The sequence below is a fragment of the Shewanella sp. 5S214 genome, from assembly GCF_041439795.1.
In the GTDB taxonomy this organism is placed as follows: domain Bacteria; phylum Pseudomonadota; class Gammaproteobacteria; order Enterobacterales; family Shewanellaceae; genus Shewanella; species Shewanella vesiculosa.
The window spans coordinates 305,142-322,096 of the sequence record NZ_JBGOOV010000001.1; the positions used below are offsets into that span (position 1 = coordinate 305,142).

At 39.8% G+C, this 16,955-nt stretch carries 11 protein-coding genes and 2 pseudogenes; 7 read left to right on the forward strand and 6 right to left on the reverse strand.

Annotation, left to right across the window (positions count from 1 at the left end; genetic code table 11):
- From ACED29_RS01180 to nth, 5 genes and pseudogenes are all read left to right on the forward strand, one after another.
- A pseudogene (locus ACED29_RS01180) lies at positions 1-522 on the forward strand (electron transport complex subunit RsxC); the annotation flags it as partial.
- 5 nt (positions 523-527) lie between these two features.
- Complete coding sequence (rsxD, locus tag ACED29_RS01185; protein ID WP_124014719.1) at positions 528-1,580, forward strand: electron transport complex subunit RsxD; 1,053 nt, start codon at positions 528-530, stop codon at positions 1,578-1,580.
- A gap of 26 nt (positions 1,581-1,606) precedes the next feature.
- Positions 1,607-2,230: an electron transport complex subunit RsxG gene (gene rsxG / locus ACED29_RS01190; RefSeq protein WP_182697431.1), complete on the forward strand. Its 624-nt coding sequence runs from the start codon at positions 1,607-1,609 to the stop codon at positions 2,228-2,230.
- Positions 2,223-2,918 (forward strand): electron transport complex subunit E, encoded by a 696-nt coding sequence (locus ACED29_RS01195; RefSeq protein ID WP_124014717.1) that lies wholly within the window; start codon positions 2,223-2,225, stop codon positions 2,916-2,918. The genes rsxG and ACED29_RS01195 overlap by 8 nt, the downstream gene beginning before the upstream one ends.
- Positions 2,919-2,977: 59 nt before the next feature.
- Positions 2,978-3,610, forward strand: a complete 633-nt coding sequence (gene nth / locus ACED29_RS01200) for an endonuclease III (protein ID WP_124014716.1) — start codon at positions 2,978-2,980, stop codon at positions 3,608-3,610.
- A gap of 110 nt (positions 3,611-3,720) precedes the next feature.
- Here the strand turns inward: nth and ACED29_RS01205 are convergent, their stop codons facing one another.
- Entirely contained in the window at positions 3,721-5,112 is a 1,392-nt protein-coding gene (locus ACED29_RS01205; protein ID WP_124014715.1) for an alpha-amylase family glycosyl hydrolase, read from the reverse strand.
- A 118-nt stretch (positions 5,113-5,230) separates the two neighbouring features.
- Between ACED29_RS01205 and ACED29_RS01210 the strand changes: the two are divergent.
- Together ACED29_RS01210 and ACED29_RS01215 are read left to right on the forward strand one after the other, a co-directional pair.
- Positions 5,231-5,476 (forward strand): annotated as a pseudogene (locus ACED29_RS01210) (endonuclease III); the annotation flags it as partial.
- Positions 5,477-5,954: 478 nt separating this feature from the next.
- On the forward strand, positions 5,955-6,950 hold the full coding sequence (locus ACED29_RS01215; protein ID WP_371696774.1) for a LacI family DNA-binding transcriptional regulator: 996 nt from the start codon (positions 5,955-5,957) through the stop codon (positions 6,948-6,950).
- On the opposite strand, the gene ACED29_RS01220 is transcribed toward ACED29_RS01215, so the two are convergent.
- From ACED29_RS01220 to ACED29_RS01240, 5 genes are all read right to left on the reverse strand, one after another.
- Positions 6,922-8,136, reverse strand: coding sequence for an oligosaccharide MFS transporter (locus ACED29_RS01220; protein WP_182698582.1), 1,215 nt, complete (start codon positions 8,134-8,136; stop codon positions 6,922-6,924). The genes ACED29_RS01215 and ACED29_RS01220 overlap by 29 nt on opposite strands.
- A gap of 61 nt (positions 8,137-8,197) precedes the next feature.
- A complete protein-coding gene (locus ACED29_RS01225; protein WP_371696776.1) occupies positions 8,198-10,210 on the reverse strand; it encodes a glycoside hydrolase family 32 protein in 2,013 nt (670 codons plus the stop codon).
- Positions 10,197-11,534, reverse strand: a complete 1,338-nt coding sequence (locus ACED29_RS01230) for a sugar porter family MFS transporter (RefSeq protein ID WP_182756202.1) — start codon at positions 11,532-11,534, stop codon at positions 10,197-10,199. The genes ACED29_RS01225 and ACED29_RS01230 overlap by 14 nt, the downstream gene beginning before the upstream one ends.
- A gap of 194 nt (positions 11,535-11,728) precedes the next feature.
- Positions 11,729-13,438: a RagB/SusD family nutrient uptake outer membrane protein gene (locus tag ACED29_RS01235; protein ID WP_273058158.1), complete on the reverse strand. Its 1,710-nt coding sequence runs from the start codon at positions 13,436-13,438 to the stop codon at positions 11,729-11,731.
- 33 nt (positions 13,439-13,471) lie between these two features.
- Positions 13,472-16,417: a SusC/RagA family TonB-linked outer membrane protein gene (locus tag ACED29_RS01240; RefSeq protein ID WP_273058159.1), complete on the reverse strand. Its 2,946-nt coding sequence runs from the start codon at positions 16,415-16,417 to the stop codon at positions 13,472-13,474.
- Positions 16,418-16,955: the final 538 nt, after the last annotated feature.

Consider the following 16,955-nt stretch of genomic DNA (forward strand, 5'->3'; position numbering starts at 1 on the left):
ACCGATAACCCTGCTGAGTCTGATAGTGCTGTTACGGCTGAGGCGATAAATAGCCAGAGTGCAACAGATAGCAGTATTAACGTCGCTCCTGTTGATGACAAAAAAGCTAAAATCGCTGCTGCGGTGGCTAAAGCAAAAGCCAAAAAAGCCGCGTTAGCGAATGAATCGGCTGCAACCGATAACCCTGCTGAGTCTGATAGTGCTGTTACGGCTGAGGCGATAAATAGCCCGAGTGCAACAGATAGCAGTATTAATGCCGCTCCTGTCGATGACAAAAAAGCTAAAATCGCTGCCGCAGTGGCTAAAGCAAAAGCTAAAAAAGCAGCATTAGCTAATGAGTTGACGCAAACAGATGAGTCAGCCGTATCATCTACCGTCGTCAATCAGGCGATTAAGACCGCTAGTGATGTTGATATGACCAATAGCGAAGCTCCTATTGATGACAAAAAAGCCAAAATTGCCGCCGCTGTCGCCAAAGCGAAAGCCAAGAAACTCGCTAACAGTGCTAAGCAAGAGGAATAACCACTATGGCATTTAAAATTGCCTCATCACCACATGTCAGTTCAACATCGCAAACCAATACAGTGATGAAGCGCGTTGCGCTATGCCTGATCCCTGGGATTGCTGTACAAAGCTATTATTTTGGCTATGGAACCTTAGTTCAATTATTACTCGCCATCACAGTAGCTTATCTCGCTGAAGCTGCAGTAATAAAGTTACGTCACAAAAATATAACGGCAACCTTAGCGGATAATAGCGCATTGGTGACGGCAAGCTTACTGGCGGTTGCAATTCCGCCTTTAGCACCCTGGTGGATGATCGTTATCGGGACATTATTTGCGATTGTGATTGTCAAGCAGCTCTATGGCGGATTGGGCAATAATGTCTTTAACCCTGCTATGGCTGCATACGTACTGCTGTTGATCTCATTTCCAGTGCAAATGACATCATGGGTTGCCCCGCAAACATTAGCCCTCAACAGCGCCGATATGTTGCATACATTCAACAGTATCTTTCAATTAAACACTGGCTACGCTGCAGACTATTTCCATCTTGCGATTGATGGCACAACGATGGCCACGCCACTAGATACCCTAAAAACTGACCTGTCGATGGGCCTGACGACAACAGAAAGTATGACTAAGACTATCTTTTCTGGCACTGTTGGCGAAGGTTGGTTTTGGGTCAATCTCGCCTATCTCATTGGCGGCATAGTCATGCTGAAGCTCAAGGTGATCCGCTGGCACATAAGCGGATCAATTCTTTTGAGCTTATTTGTTTGTGCCAGTATTGGCTTTTTAATCAGCCCTGATACCTTCGTGAGCCCTACGATGCATTTATTTTCTGGGGGAACCATGCTGGCGGCATTTTTTATTGCCACTGACCCTGTGACTGCGGCAACGAGTACTCGTGGTCGTCTAATATTTGGCGCCATGATAGGCTTACTTATTTACTTAATAAGAACGTTTGGCGGCTATCCTGATGCTGTCGCATTTGCTGTGTTACTGGCGAATATGTGCGCACCATTTATCGATTATTATGTTCGCCCTCGCAGTTATGGTCATCGAGCAGGAAATTAATTATGTCTATTTTAACCACTAACCCGATGATTAAAAATGGTCTTTTACTGGGCCTATTTGCCTTGTGTTGCACAGGTCTTGTAGCATTAGTGCATGCGTTAACCAGCGACACGATTTCATTGCAACAGCAAAAACAATTAACCTTGATTCTCAACCAAATCATTCCGCCCCAGTTACACGATAATGTACTCAGTGAGCAATGTATTTTGGTTAACTCGCCAGAACTATTAGGCACAGAAGCCGATTTACCGGCATATCTTGCTTATCAGGGTGATCAACCTGTCGCTATCGCAATAGAAGCAATTGCACCAGATGGCTATAACGGCGAGATAAAACTGATTATCGGCGTTGATAACCAAGGGGAAATATTAGGTGTGCGAACCCTTTCCCATCAAGAAACTCCTGGGTTAGGTGATAAAATCGATCTTCGTAAATCTGATTGGGTAACCCATTTCAGTGGCAAATTATTTAAAGACAACACCAGCATGTGGAAAGTAAAAAAAGACGGTGGCCAGTTTGATCAATTTACCGGTGCAACCATTACTCCACGCGCTTATGTTAAAGCCATTACTAAAGCGATGACGTTTATTGAACAACATCGTCAAACACTGTACCAAAGTCATTATGCCTGTGAGGCCAGCCATGAGTAATTATCGTGAAATAGCCGCTCAAGGGCTATGGAAAAACAATCCAGGGTTAGTGCAACTCTTAGGCCTATGTCCACTACTTGCCGTTACTGCCACCATTACTAACGCGTTAGGTTTAGGTGTGGCCACTTTGCTGGTATTAGTTGGCTCAAATATTTTAGTCTCTTTAGTGCGCGATTTTGTTCCTAAAGAAATTCGAATCCCGGTATTTGTGATGATCATTGCTGCACTGGTGACTTGTGTGCAATTACTGATTAACGCTTATGCCTATAATTTATATTTATCATTAGGTATTTTCTTACCCTTGATCGTCACTAACTGCGTCATCATAGGTCGCGCTGAAGCATTTGCATCGCGTAATTCATTAGCCCACTCGACATTCGATGGATTGATGATGGGCTTGGGATTTACCGCAGTATTGGTAGTGTTAGGTGCAAGCCGTGAACTCATTGGTCAAGGGACTCTTTTTGACGGTGCAGATCTATTATTAGGTGATTGGGCCAGTGTATTGACCATTCATGTATGGCAGGTAGACACACCATTTTTATTGGCCATGTTACCGCCTGGAGCATTCATTGGCATGGGATTACTAATCGCCCTTAAAAATGTCATCGACAGCCGAGTAAAAGCCATGCAACCTAAAGCTGAAGTAGTTGGTGTTACGCGGGCTCGGATCACTAAAGTCAACTAATACTCAACCGCTGTTAACCGACAGCGGCCGTTAACTTAACGATAAATTGACCGATTATTATGAATAAAGATAAACGCCATCAAATTCTCTGCCGATTAAGGGACAATAACCCTAAACCTGAGACCGAACTTAATTTTTCCAGCCCATTTGAGCTCTTAGTTGCGGTCACATTATCAGCACAAGCAACTGACGTCAGTGTCAATAAAGCCACTGATAAACTGTTTCCAATTGCCAATACGCCTCAAGCAATCTACGACTTAGGCGTTGACGGGCTCAAGCAATATATTAAAACCATTGGCTTATACAATAACAAAGCTATTAATGTGATTAACGCCTGTAAAATGCTGATTGATTTACATGCTGGTGAAGTGCCCGAAAATCGAGAAGCGTTAGAAGCTTTACCTGGAGTAGGACGAAAAACGGCCAATGTAGTACTCAATACCGCTTTTGGTTGGCCAACCATTGCCGTTGACACGCATATTTTTAGGTTAGCAAACCGGACTAAATTTGCCCCAGGCAAAAATGTCGATCAAGTTGAACTGAATATGCTTAAAGTGGTGCCGAATGAGTTTAAAGTAGACGTACATCATTGGTTTATTCTTCACGGACGGTACACTTGCTTAGCCAGAAAACCCCGTTGCGGCTCCTGTATTATCGAAGACTTGTGTGAGTTTAAAGATAAGACTGAGTAAGCTAATTTTTAATTGAAATATATTGATGATCATGCGAATAACTTAAATATGTGCTACTCGCATGATTATCTTAATTTGAAAACCTTAAATAGCCGCTTAACCTTTAATTATTACTGAACATAAACTCTATACTCCCAAGGCGCCAACTTAAGGCTTGTGTCTTCAGTAAGCGTTGCCTTTTGTTTGCTAAATAGCTCTGTATATACTCCAGCTGTTTGTGGCCCCATAAATTGAATATCTTGCTCTTTATCAGAAAAATTAATCACAACAAACACTTTATCTTTGGTATTTTCGCGTATAAAACTAAACACTTCAGTCGGGTTAGTATTATAAATACGTTCCATTCTCGCGCCATACTTGCCATGCCATAACGCACTATTTTGTTTCTGTAAAGCTAAGAGCTTCTGAATCAATGGCTTAAACTCATGCTCTTTCCATTTAATAGGATCTTTTTCGAAAAACTCAAGCCGCTTATTATTCCCAGCTTCAAGTCCATTATAAATTAATGGCATACCTTCACCGACAATAGACAATACAATAGCTGTCGCTACTTTTTCTTCACTACCATAACGTTCAAATACGGTACCTTCCCACGAATTAGCATCGTGATTTGAAACATACGTCATCCGGTAGCTATTTTTTGGGTAAGCTCCCTCATTCCATGAATAGTATACAAACAACCTATTTAGATCAGCGTGACCACTTAAAATATCATGAATAGCTTCCTGCCAAGACCATGCATAAGTAGCATCAAAAGCTTTAGCATGTAAATCCCGCATCTCCCATTCAGCTAACATAAAAACAGGCTTGATCGCGTCTAGCTCTGACCTAACGTTTTCCCAAAAATCTAGAGGAACAAAACCTGCTACATCACATCGATAACCATCAATGTTCGCTTCTTTGACCCAATACTTCATTGCATCAGTCATGTATTCACGCATTTCTGGTACGTTATAATCAAAGTCTATTATGTCTGACCAATCCCACCAAGGCGTAGGTTGAAAATTGCCTTGCGAATTTTTTGTATACCAATTTGGGTGCTTATGCCTTAATTCATTATCCCAGGCACTATGATTCGCGACCCAATCTAAAATAACGTACATACCTAATTCGTGAGCAGCATTAACAAAGCTTTTTAAGTCATCTAAAGTACCAAACTCAGGGTTAACACCGTAGTAATCTTTTACTGAATAAGGGCTACCCAGCGACCCTTTTCTGTTTTCTTCGCCAATCGGATGAATCGGCATTAACCAAAGAATATCGACGCCAAGTTCTTTTAATCGTGGTAGTTGATGCTCAGCGGCTGCAAATGTTCCTTCAGGCGTGAACTGTCGCGTATTAATTTGATAAAAACTTGCATTCTTACTCCACTGAGGATGCGTTAACTTCACATATTCTTGCGGAACATAATTTGAGGAAATATTCGTTGTCTTAGTTTTTTTACTTATATTAGTACAAGCACACAGCCCTAAAAGCAGTAATATGAGCGTAAGTTTTTTCATTTGTGGAACACCTTAAACGATTAAGTTCAAAGAATATACGATGTAGCGACATTATTTTAAACAGTCCATTAACATGAATACGAATGCAAACCTTTGCGCCTGTCTAGCATAATTACCTTTTGGCTGGCCAACCATTGCCATTGACACGCATATTTTTAGGTTAGCAAACCGGACTAAATTTGCCCCAGGCAAAAATGTCGATCAAGTTGAACTGAATATGCTTAAAGTGGTGCCGAATGAGTTTAAAGTGGATGTTCATCATTGGTTTATTCTTCACGGACGGTACACTTGCTTAGCCAGAAAACCCCGTTGCGGCTCCTGTATTATCGAAGACCTGTGCGAATTTAAGGATAAAACAGAGTAGTGAGATCCTTGGATTCTTTTTCTGCCGGCTTTTAAGTTTTTGTTGCCCTAAAATTAAGGTATAGATTTTCGGTAATAGATAATTCAAACCTCTTTTCCTTTATTTTCTTCATTACATTGGCACTCAAACGAGTAACTATAATAATTAGCACTCGTTTGAGCACCATTATGTGACTATTTAATGTATAAAATTTTCGCTTAGCTTATTAATATCACTGAACATACACTCTATATTCCCAAGGTTTCAATTTAAAGCTTGTCTGTTGAGTAAGTTTACCTTTTTGCTTACTCAATAACGCTGTATATTCTCCAGATGTTTGTGGTCAAAAATCATCTGATTTAGCAATAAAAAATTTGGCTACAGTAAGCCAAGATTTATAGTTACTGCTTATATTTGTAATAAAACTATTATAAAAACACATAAATAAAATCTAATCAGCTGTTATACTCTAATGACTCAGAGAGGGTCTTATTCTAGTATGGTTACAATTAAGCAAGTGGCTGTCCACGCAGGTGTTTCATTCAAGACAGTATCGCGAGTGGTCAATAATGATCCAACAGTCAAAAAGATTAACCGCGAGAAGGTTCTTAAAGCAATAAAAGAATTAGATTATCGCCCTAATCGTGCGGCAAGCATAACGCGACGTAAAAAATCAAACATTTACGCAATTATTGCTGATGAACTGCTTAGTGTTCCTTATACTTTCGATATTATTCGTGGTGCCCAAGAAATTGCTTGGCAGAAAAATAAAGAACTGTTGATCCTCAATGTTAACGAAACCCAAGCGAGTATAGACAGAGCTATCGAAAGCCTTTTAGAGTATCGCGTAGAGGGTGTTATCTATTCAGCAATGTATCATCGCCAAGTTGTAATCGCTGATGAACTAAAAAAAATCCCAACTATTTTAGCTAACTGCTTCCCTGCTTCAAATAACTTTCCTTGCGTAGTACCTGATGAGCAACAAGCCGGTGAAGATATTACCGATGCATTAATACGTAAAGGCTATCGCCGAATTGCTTTCTTAAACTTAAATGAGCATATAATTGCTGCCAAAGGTCGCAAACAAGGCGTTATAAATTCATTTAAAAAGCACGGCTTACCGCTCGATGATTTACTCATTGAATCGGTTATTTTTTGTCAAGCCGATGGTAGTGATATTTCTACCTCGAGAGAATCTGCGGCGCGAGTGATAGACGAGTTTAAACCTGATGCTATTATATGCGGGCAAGATCCCATGGCGCTGGAAATTTATTTTGTTGTGCATGATAAAGGAATGGTAGTTGGTAAGGACATTGGTATTGCAAGTTTTGATGATTGGGGCAGTATTCCAGAATTATTACAACCGAATTTAACTACGATGGCACTACCACATCATGCGATGGGACGTTGGGCAATGGAGTATCTTATAGAGCAGCGCACTGATATTGTTCACCACCACTTACCGTTTAAATTGATTGCTCGCAATTCGTTTTAATAACATCTGTTTTTAATGCAAAAAACGATAATACGATAAACACACAGATAACCAAACCCAAATATTGATAGGCTAACGCAAAGCCTACATGATCATATACAACGCCTACCCCGACGGCTAACATTGATGCCACCAATTGCGTAGTAAATTGAAAGCCAATTATATAGATCATCGCTGAATAGCGAGCGTCAAAATGCATATTTATATATTTAAATAACGCAATCAGCATCAGCGGTAATTCAATTGCGTGTAACAATTTCAATAAACTAATGCTGATAGGATCACTAACAACCCCCGAGCAATATATTCGTATCGCCATCAATACACCACTTAACAGCAACGAATTTTTAACGCCCAAATAATTCACCCATTTTACAGCTAAATACAAAATAACCGCTTCAAGGATAACTTGCGCTGAAGTTAAATAGCCAAAAATTTCTCGACCTTGCTCTGGGGTGTCAAAAAAAGAGGTGTAATAAATAGCAAATTGCTGATCAAATACCGCATAAATACAACTAACACCGATCACAAACACACTTAACCGCCACAGTCCTGCGATTTTAAAAAAGGCTTTAAGCTGTTTTACAGGAGTAAAAGTTCGAGAAGGCGCTATTTCACTCTGATTTTGTGCGACCTTAACAAAGGCTAAAAAACCTATTAAGCAAACCGCCGCAATGCTTGATAACCAATAATTTAAACTAGGGGATAAATTAAACGAAAGACCTGCAAAGTAGCTTGCCATGGCCCAACCTAGTGACCCCCACATTCGAGCTTTACCAAATTCAAAGTTCGTCGAGCGACTTTGTTTATCAATATAACTTTCAAGCGTCCCTACTCCAGCTAAAAATGCACATGAAAAAACGGCACCGCCTAAAATAGCAGCCAGATAAAACTGCGTTTGTAGTAGTGGCGCGTATACATAACTAACAAACGGGCCAATCAACATAATGAAAAATGCAATGAAGTAAAGCAGTGTTTTTTGTAAACCGAGTTTATCTTGCAAAATGCCGTAGCAAGGCATCACGAGTAAAGCCATGATGGAATTAATACTAAAGATAATCCCGACTTTAGCACTATTGAGGCCTACTTCTTGACTAAGCCAAATAGGAAATAATGAAAAAGAAAAAGACCATGCCATAAAATAAACAAACAAAATGACACTTAAGAGTCGATAGTTGCTACTCATATATCGCATAGCCTTGGAGAAAGATTAATGACTCTATAATAATATAGAGTCATTTTGGAAGTTATTTTTCTATTGCTATATTATTTAACTTAACGTCACTAAGCGACAAAGGCTGCTCAGCACTTACTTGTATTTTATTGTAAGGAGAGGTTGGAAAAACAATCGAGGTCATAGAGCTAACCCCTTTATTTACAAACACTTCTACCGACGCTTTATCTACCCATATCTCAACATCGTAATACTCAAGGCCCTTTTGTAATGGGGCTGTTTGTAAAGAAGCAAACCCATCTTCAAAGTCTTTTAAACCTGATTGTCTGCGATCAAGTACAAGTTGCCCTTGAGCTGGGTTTAGCTGCAGCTTAGTGTATTCACCCGTATCAGAGCTAAGCACAATATCAGTAACTTGCTCAGCGTTTGATAAACTAAAGCTCACCTTAAATTGCCCAGGTTCAACAGTAAAAAGCTCATCTAACTGATAGCTATTTGCACCAGTTAGGCTTGCCTTTTGTTGTGTGTTACTCAATAAACTATCGAGTTCTTTAATAGGCTGAGATGCTAAACGCACGCCACTTGCTGTTTGCAATAAGGTTAATTCTCTGGGAATCGTCATTGCACTGCGCCATACTTCAGTGGGTACTTGGTTTGCGTATTGCCAGTTACTCATCCACCCCATAAATAAGTGTCTACCGTCTTTGACATCAGAAAAAGTGACACCTGCATAATTATCTGTGCCGTAGTCTAACCATATTGAAGGTTCATATCTTTCATTTGCTGCATTATCAGAAAATACGATATCAGCGATTTTTATATGCCCCCAATCACCTCGTTCATTATCGACCACTTTAATATAAGCTTGCTGGCCTTTTAATTGACTTACGTTCCATGAACGCTCTGTCATAGTACCGGTATTATTTCCGCTTGCGGTTTTAACAATCTCGCCATTAACTAACAACTGTATTGCGGTACTATTGTGATGCTTTCCGCCTGCAATCTTAAAGTTAATGAAATCATGATCGATCGCAAATGATGTTGAGGTTAATGTGCCAATTGCCTTATCAGAACCTTTAAAAGAACTGGCAATCGTATTTGCTGGTTGATCATTAACTATATGGAATGCATCACCAGATACTTGCCAATTTTTTAAACCACTCTTGAAATTAGAAAAATCAAGTCCTTGGGGGAAAACGGCTGGCGTTGCAGTAAGCATTTTTTGATAATCACTATCAAGTACAAATTTTTCACCGTCGAAATCGCCGACAAAGTATTGTGTACCAGAGCCGCCATTTGGCGCGCCTGGGTTGATGCTCACTAATAAAACATATTTATATTCATCTGTGCCTTCAATACGCACGCGAATAAGGTCTGGACACTCCCATACACCTGCGTGACTTCCCCAATCGGCGCCAAAGTTACTTTCAAATTGCCATGTTTTTAAATCTTTTGAGCTGTAAAAGCCAATATGATCATCTTGAGCCAATACCATAACCCACTGCTGGGTATCCTCATGCCAACTTACTTTAGGATCACGAAAATCGCGGATCCCAGGGTTTTTTAATACCGGATTATTAGCGTATTTTTTCCATGTACGGCCTTTATCGGTGCTATATGCTATACCTTGCGTTTGAAAATCAATCGCCCCCAGTGCAGCCTTTTTATCATCGTGATAGGTAAATATAGCCACTAATGGTGGATTTTCTTTAGTGCCAAAGCCGCTACTATTTTGCCAATCAACCACCGCACTACCGGAGAAGATAGTACCGTGCTCATCAGGAAACAGCTTAATGTCTTGATGCTGCCAATGAACCATATCTTTACTAATTGCATGTCCCCAATGCATTGGCCCCCATACAGATGAATCAGGATTATGCTGGTAAAACAGATGATATTCACCTTGGTAATAAACCATACCGTTAGGATCATTCATCCAATGCTTTTTAGGGGTAAAATGAAAAGCGGGACGAAACACCTCTTTGCTAGGTTTATCTACACCCTCAAGGGCAGTTTTTTCAGTTTGGTTTGTCATACTACATGCTGCCAAAAATGATGAAATTAATACTAAATTAACGGTTCGCATCTAATGCTCCATGCTTATTATTGGTATCTAATGAAATTGCTTCTAAAGACCGTCCTTTTGTTTCTGGCATAAACCACGCAACAAAAATTAACTGGCCTAACATCATTAACGTAAAGAAAGTGAACACTTCAGTGGCACTAAAGCGCTCTAAGAAAAATGGCATAAGTAAAGTGATTGCTGCGGCAAAAAACCAATGCGTACCTGAGCCCAAAGACTGACCTTTTGAACGTACATTATTAGGAAATATTTCTGCAATGAAGACCCAAATAACGGTACCTTGGCCAATGGCATGAGCGGCAATAAACACAAATACAAATGCTACGACCGTTAAGCCGCCAGAATCCGTACTAAACGCCCACGCCACCACCGAAAGAGAAATAACATAGCCAATTGAGCCTATATACATCAGCGCACGGCGACCATACTTATCAATCAAGGATAAACCTAGCATGGTAAAACATAAGTTAACCACACCGATCCCAGCGCCTGAAAGTAATGATTGATTTACATCCAAACCAGCAAGTTCAAATACACGCGGGGCATAATAAATAATAAAGTTAATTCCTGATAATTGATTAAATGCGGCAAATAAAAATGCAAATAATATGGCCTTATTGTAACTACCACCAAATAGCTTTGATTGACTGTTGTGTAACTTGTCGCGCTCAATTTCATTTAATACTTGGTCTGGATCTTCTTCACCTAAGGTAACTAAAATGGAACGCGCTTTGGTTCTCTGATTTTTCTTTTGCACTAACCAACGTGGGCTTTCAGGTGCCTTAATGATCATTAACAAATAAGCTAAAGCAGGTATTGCCTCCACACCTAACATTAAACGCCAATCAATTGAGGATGTACCTGCAATTAAAAAATTAGAAACAAACGCGACTAAGATACCAAATACAATTTGGAACTGATAAAGCGCAACCAAACGGCCACGGAACTTAGCTGGAGCAATCTCAGAAATATAGGCAGGTACAACAATTGAAGAAATCCCCACTCCCACACCGCCAATAAATCGCAATAAAGCAAAGCTGTAAACTTCAGGAGCCATGGCAGAGCCAAGTGCCGAAATAAAAAATAACACCCCGACTAAAATCAATGTGGGTTTTCTCCCCCACTTATCGCATGGGTAATTACCGGTTAATGCACCAAGTAGTGTCCCCCATAAAGCCGAAGACATAATAAAAAGACCATGAAATAACGAACTCGTATTCCATAATGCTTGAATAGGTTTATCAGCACCGGATATAACCGCGGTATCAAAACCGAATAAAAATCCAGCAACTGCAACAGTCGCTGACCAGTAAATAATTTTTTTCATAATCACTCTTAACACGTTAAATTTAAAAGGTGGGCCGAAACCCACCATTAATTAGTAACCTGAGTTTGTGTATAAAACTCGCTATTAATCACCTGAGTCTTGTGTATACAAGCCACGGCTATTAATCACCTGGGTTTTGTGTATAAAACCCACCCCAATTAATCACCTGAGTTTGTGTATACAAGCCACCGCTATTAATAACCTGGGTTTTGTGTATACAACCCACCACTTAAAATCATTTGCTGATTCGGAATAGGTAAATACTCATCACGACCTTTAGTGAAAACAGCATCGGCCAAATAAGGTTTGCGTAACGCTTCAATTGCTAAATAACTATCAATCGTTTCTTTCGCTATTCCCCAACGCACTAAGTCAAAAAAGCGATGTCCTTCAAGCCCTAATTCTAAACGTCGCTCAAAGCGCAATGCCTCTCTTGCTTGCTCTTTAGAAACAAAACTTGTATATGAGCCAATATTATAAATACTGGCGTTGTGTAATTTACCGGTGCTATTTTTAGCGCGCTCACGAATGCGATTGATGATTGGCAATGCTTCGTCATACCGATCTAACTCAATTAACGCTTCTGCTTTCCAAAGTAATACATCAGCGTAACGAATGAGCGGTGTATTTAATGAAAAGATAGGAAATGGTCCATTCTGACCACGACAACTACAATCTGGGTGTTCAAGATCCTTCATCGCTGTAAAGTTGCCATATATCCCCGGAGCTCGAGCCCAACTATCACCGCCGTGGATCAAATTCTCGTCATATTTAAATGGTTTACCTTCCATCGCCACAGTATGATCTAGGCGAGGATCAACTGCATCGGTCACCTTGTCGTAATTGAAATCGTTAAAAGTGTCAAATAACGGTAAGCCTTGTTGATCTGTTTTAAACGCATTGACAAAATTTTCTGTTGGTACATGGAAACCACAGCAACCAAAGCCTCCAGCCAATGGGGCATTTAATGCACTAGGCCAGCTTCCACGTCCATCTGGCGAACCGTCATTTAAAGAACGCTGAATAGCGAATACTGATTCTTTGCCATTTTCACTTTCAAACAAAAAGTTATTCGCGTAATCATCAAATAAGCCATATACGCCCGCCTGTTCAATTTCATTAACCAGAGCGACCACTTTTACAAGTTTATCTTTATTAATATTGATAACTTGATGTAACTCATTCTGCTCATAAGCCTGGTAGAGCAATGCTTTAGCTAAATATGCCTTAGCAGATAACGCTGAAGCTCGCCCGACATCTTTTTGAGTTTGTGGTAAATGATTGGCAGCAAACTCAAAATCAGCAGCAATTTTATCCCATAACTCCTGATCGCTCAGATCACTATTAGTCGTGAGAAGTATCTGATCTTGTGTCATTGTTTCATCAATCCACGGGATATGTTTATGATGTATTTTTAAATCAAAGTAGAAAATACTGCGAATAAACCGCAGTTCGGATTGTTTTGCAGCACTGTCTTCAATTGCATCTGGCGCATTTGCGATTACCGCTAATGCTGAGTTGACTCTTGAAATACCCGTGTAATTACGTACCCATTTTTTGTTGTTCAAATCAATCAAATCTGGCGGGAATGACTCCATATCAGGCACTACTGGCTGATATAAAGACAAAGCATGATAAGCAAAAATATCACCAGGTCCATTACCGCCTTTATGGGCGTCTCCTGCGCGTAAATTCCCCGTCGGCCATAAAAAGTTAGGCGCGGTATAATGATCGTTACCTAGATATGAGTAGGCTGCGATGATCAACGCATCTACATTTTTACTGTTAGAAACTTGTTCTTCGGTCAATACCCCTGAAGGTGCAACATCAAGATCAGAACCACCACACGAAGCTAAAAAAAGAGCAAATGTAGTTGCTGAAAATAGCGTTTTTATTTTATTCATAATAAGTGCTCGTATCGTTTTTGTTTTAATAAATCAAAAAGTGAGGTTCACGCCTAACGTGAAACGTTTAGGATTTGGGAAGGTTCCGTTCGGAGTTTCAGGATCCTGAGTTAACGTCCCTGATGGCGTAATGGTCAATAAGTTACTTCCCTGAAAATAAATTCGTGCAGAACTTATACCGTAGTGACTTAACCACTGTTCATCGGGGGTATACCCTATAGATAAATTGCGCAATTTAAGATAGGTACCCTCTTCCCAAAATAAGCTTGATTGACGACCTTCACCATTGTTATCAATTGCAGTTAACGCAGGAACATCGGTATCAGTATTGCTGCTTGACCAAGCATTAAGAACACGATCGCCATAGTTAGAACCTATGTTGAGTGATGTAAAGTCTGTGAATCCACGCCAACCATTTCGAATTTGACCTCCTTTAACACCTTGCCAGAACATAGTGAAATCCCAGCTTTTGTATTTGAAGTTCATATTCATGCCATAGATAAAATCAGGATCGGTATCGGCAAAAAATGTTTGGTCGTTTTCATTAATAACACCATTGCCATCAAGATCCTGCCAACGAACTCTTCCTAAGCCAGCACCTGATTGAACAGCGTGAGCATCGATTTCACCTTGATTTTGAAATAAACCGTCGGCAACGTAGCCATAAACTGAATTAATAGAATGACCAACAATTGTCTTATCAGCGCCATTGCCGCCAAAGGAGTTAACAACATCTTTTGGAAGGGAAACAACTTTATTTTTAGCGGAAGAAATATTGAAGCTTATATCAACATCAATATCATCATCTAGGCTATCGAATGAAAGGTAATCTGCGTAGCCAATTATAAATTCGAAACCTGAGTTTTCTATTGTGCCACCATTAACCCACTGCTGAGCGCCTTCACCTAGCGTCGCAATAGGGTTGGTAAGAGTTAAGATATCTTCAGTGGTTTTTTCAAACCAATCAATGCTGCCGTAAATCGTGTCGTAATGCATTCCAAAATCAATGCCAATATTTTTTTGCGTTGAAGTTTCCCACTTTAAATCATCATTACCTGTTTGAGCTTTGACAAAACCTGAAGGTAAGGTGCCGCCATTAGCGCCGCCGATATCATAAGCGGTGCCTTCATCTTGCTGATCAGTGAATAAAGACTGTGTTGCATAACGACTTAAATACGTTGTATATGTTGCATCTGTAGGAATTTCTTGGTTACCCGTTTTACCCCAACTAGCTCGTACTTTTAAGGTGCTTAAAAACTCGAAGTCATAAAATGATTCGTTGCTAATGACCCATCCCGCTGAAGCAGCTGGAAAATTACCGTAACTATTATTACTACCAAACCGAGATGAACCATCGCGACGAATAGTGAGCCCAGCGAGGTAGCGATCATCAAAGTTATAATCCATACGAGCAAAGTAAGAATCGAGTGTCCACTTATCGCCATCACCTTCAACACGTACGTCTCCAGTTGCTTGTGATAAATGAGCATAATCACGATCATCAGAGGCAAAACCTGAACCAAAACCAACAGAGCCTTCATACTCATAATCGATTTGTTCTGTACCGGCTAAAAAGGTAAAACTGTGATTATCACCAACATCTAATTTATACTCTGCAGTGTTTGTCCAACTAAAACTACTATTCCAGTTTTCAGTAACTGAAAGTTGATCTCCGTAGTTTAATGAGCCAGCTTGAAAAGCACGAGTATAGTTTCTGAAGTAGTATTGTCCGTAATCAAGTCCAACAGTACTTTTTAGCGTTAACCCATCAATTAATTCATATTCAAAAAAGATATTACCCATTAGTTTATTAAACCGACTGACATTATCGCGGTTCATTTCGATTATTCTAACTGGATTATCGCGGTCCGTGACACCAGGAACAGGGCCACCCCAGCCGCCTTCATCATTGTAAACGGGCACAATAGATTGTTGCTCTATTGCCAGCCCTAGAATTTCACTAGCTCTCGCATTGATGAGATTTGACTCTTGATTAGTAACAGTGAAGTTTTCGCCTATTTTTAATTTGTCGGTTAATTGGTAATCAGAATTAACTCGAAAACTAATTCGTTCAAATTCCGAACCATCAACAACACCTTCAGAATTGAAATAGCCTAAAGAAGTATAAATAGAGGCATTTTCTGAACCTCCTGATAAAGAAATGTTAAGGTCACTAACTTTAGCTGTACGGGTTACCTCATCAAACCAATTCGTGTCTGCAGGACGCTGTACTTGTTGAGGATCGGTATAAGTAGGTAAGATCACCGCGTTTAATTGGGGGTTACTGAAGTCACCATTCCAATCATAACGATATAGCGAACTGGCTGAATTTGGATTTGAACCATCATTAACAGCAGCTTGCCATACAGCTTGTCCACGTTGTTGGGTATTAAGCGGATTTAGATCATAGCTATAGTCATCTTGAGATTGGTTAGCAGAGAAATTAAAATCAAGTCCCTCATGACCTTTTTTCGTTGTAATGACTATCACGCCATTACCAGAACGTGCCCCAAATATACTAGCAGCGGCTGCGTCTCGTAAAACCTGAATATCAGCAATATCATGGCTATTAAGTTCATGCATTCCTGACTTAGTAGGAATACCATCAATAACATATAGAGGGTCATTATTGCCTAATGGCCCTAAACCTTGGCCACGTATCCTTACCGTTGCAGTAGACTCCGGTGAACCATTAGTTGAAATTTGTAAGCCAGGTACTCTACCCTGCAAGTTTTGCATTATATTACCCGAAGGCATATCAACTACATCGTCTAACTTAACAGAACTTACAGCACCTGTTAGGTCCTTTTTTTTAACACTGCCATATCCATAAGACACTTCGATAACTTCTATATCGTCATCCTCAGGAGGCTCTTGTACTTGTTCTTGTTGAGCTGCTAAAGAACTGTATGGCAAGAGCAAGCCTATTAATACAGCACTTACGCTCGCAGTAAGTGGCTTTTTACGAAACCTTTGCATTATGTGTGTCCCCAATTGATCTAATTAATTAATGTTGATATTACTCACTACAAATTAACAACGTTGTCTTTTTTGTTTTTAGGCTAGTTATCAAAGTCTACATATTAGAATATTTATTCAAATTCAAAGTAGCTTTTGCTGGTTTAAACAACGTTGTCTTTTTAACATCAAAGAAACTAAGTTTCAACATATATTGCAAACTTTATGTATAATTCTATTTATTTTATTACCAAGATAGTCAATCTGTGCGGTTCGATAAACTCATTAATCTGCTGATGAGATAATGTTGAAGTTGCTCCGTGACATTGAGCTCACATAGCCCCAACCGCACATGAAAAATCAATCCCTTGCTGTGGTGATTTATTAAGACAAAGTTGATAACCAAGCGCCTACAAGAAAGAATATCAAGGAAAAACAGTGTTATATACGTTTTTGGTTTAACCTGAATTATAGTAATGCTTACCCTTAACCGGCAATAAATCGCCATGACGCCGTTTAGTAACACATAAATAGTCTGTGTTTTTTTGGATATAAATGC

What these genes read in the sequence shown, in the direction of transcription:
- rsxD (WP_124014719.1), top strand. Translation starts at nt 528, where the DNA reads ATGGCATTTAAAATTGCCTCATCACCACATGTCAGTTCAACATCGCAA.
- rsxG (WP_182697431.1), top strand. Translation starts at nt 1,607, where the DNA reads ATGATTAAAAATGGTCTTTTACTGGGCCTATTTGCCTTGTGTTGCACA.
- ACED29_RS01195 (WP_124014717.1), top strand. Translation starts at nt 2,223, where the DNA reads ATGAGTAATTATCGTGAAATAGCCGCTCAAGGGCTATGGAAAAACAAT.
- nth (WP_124014716.1), top strand. Translation starts at nt 2,978, where the DNA reads ATGAATAAAGATAAACGCCATCAAATTCTCTGCCGATTAAGGGACAAT.
- ACED29_RS01205 (WP_124014715.1), bottom strand. Translation starts at nt 5,112, where the DNA reads ATGAAAAAACTTACGCTCATATTACTGCTTTTAGGGCTGTGTGCTTGT.
- ACED29_RS01215 (WP_371696774.1), top strand. Translation starts at nt 5,955, where the DNA reads ATGGTTACAATTAAGCAAGTGGCTGTCCACGCAGGTGTTTCATTCAAG.
- ACED29_RS01220 (WP_182698582.1), bottom strand. Translation starts at nt 8,136, where the DNA reads ATGAGTAGCAACTATCGACTCTTAAGTGTCATTTTGTTTGTTTATTTT.
- ACED29_RS01225 (WP_371696776.1), bottom strand. Translation starts at nt 10,210, where the DNA reads ATGCGAACCGTTAATTTAGTATTAATTTCATCATTTTTGGCAGCATGT.
- ACED29_RS01230 (WP_182756202.1), bottom strand. Translation starts at nt 11,534, where the DNA reads ATGAAAAAAATTATTTACTGGTCAGCGACTGTTGCAGTTGCTGGATTT.
- ACED29_RS01235 (WP_273058158.1), bottom strand. Translation starts at nt 13,438, where the DNA reads ATGAATAAAATAAAAACGCTATTTTCAGCAACTACATTTGCTCTTTTT.
- ACED29_RS01240 (WP_273058159.1), bottom strand. Translation starts at nt 16,417, where the DNA reads ATGCAAAGGTTTCGTAAAAAGCCACTTACTGCGAGCGTAAGTGCTGTA.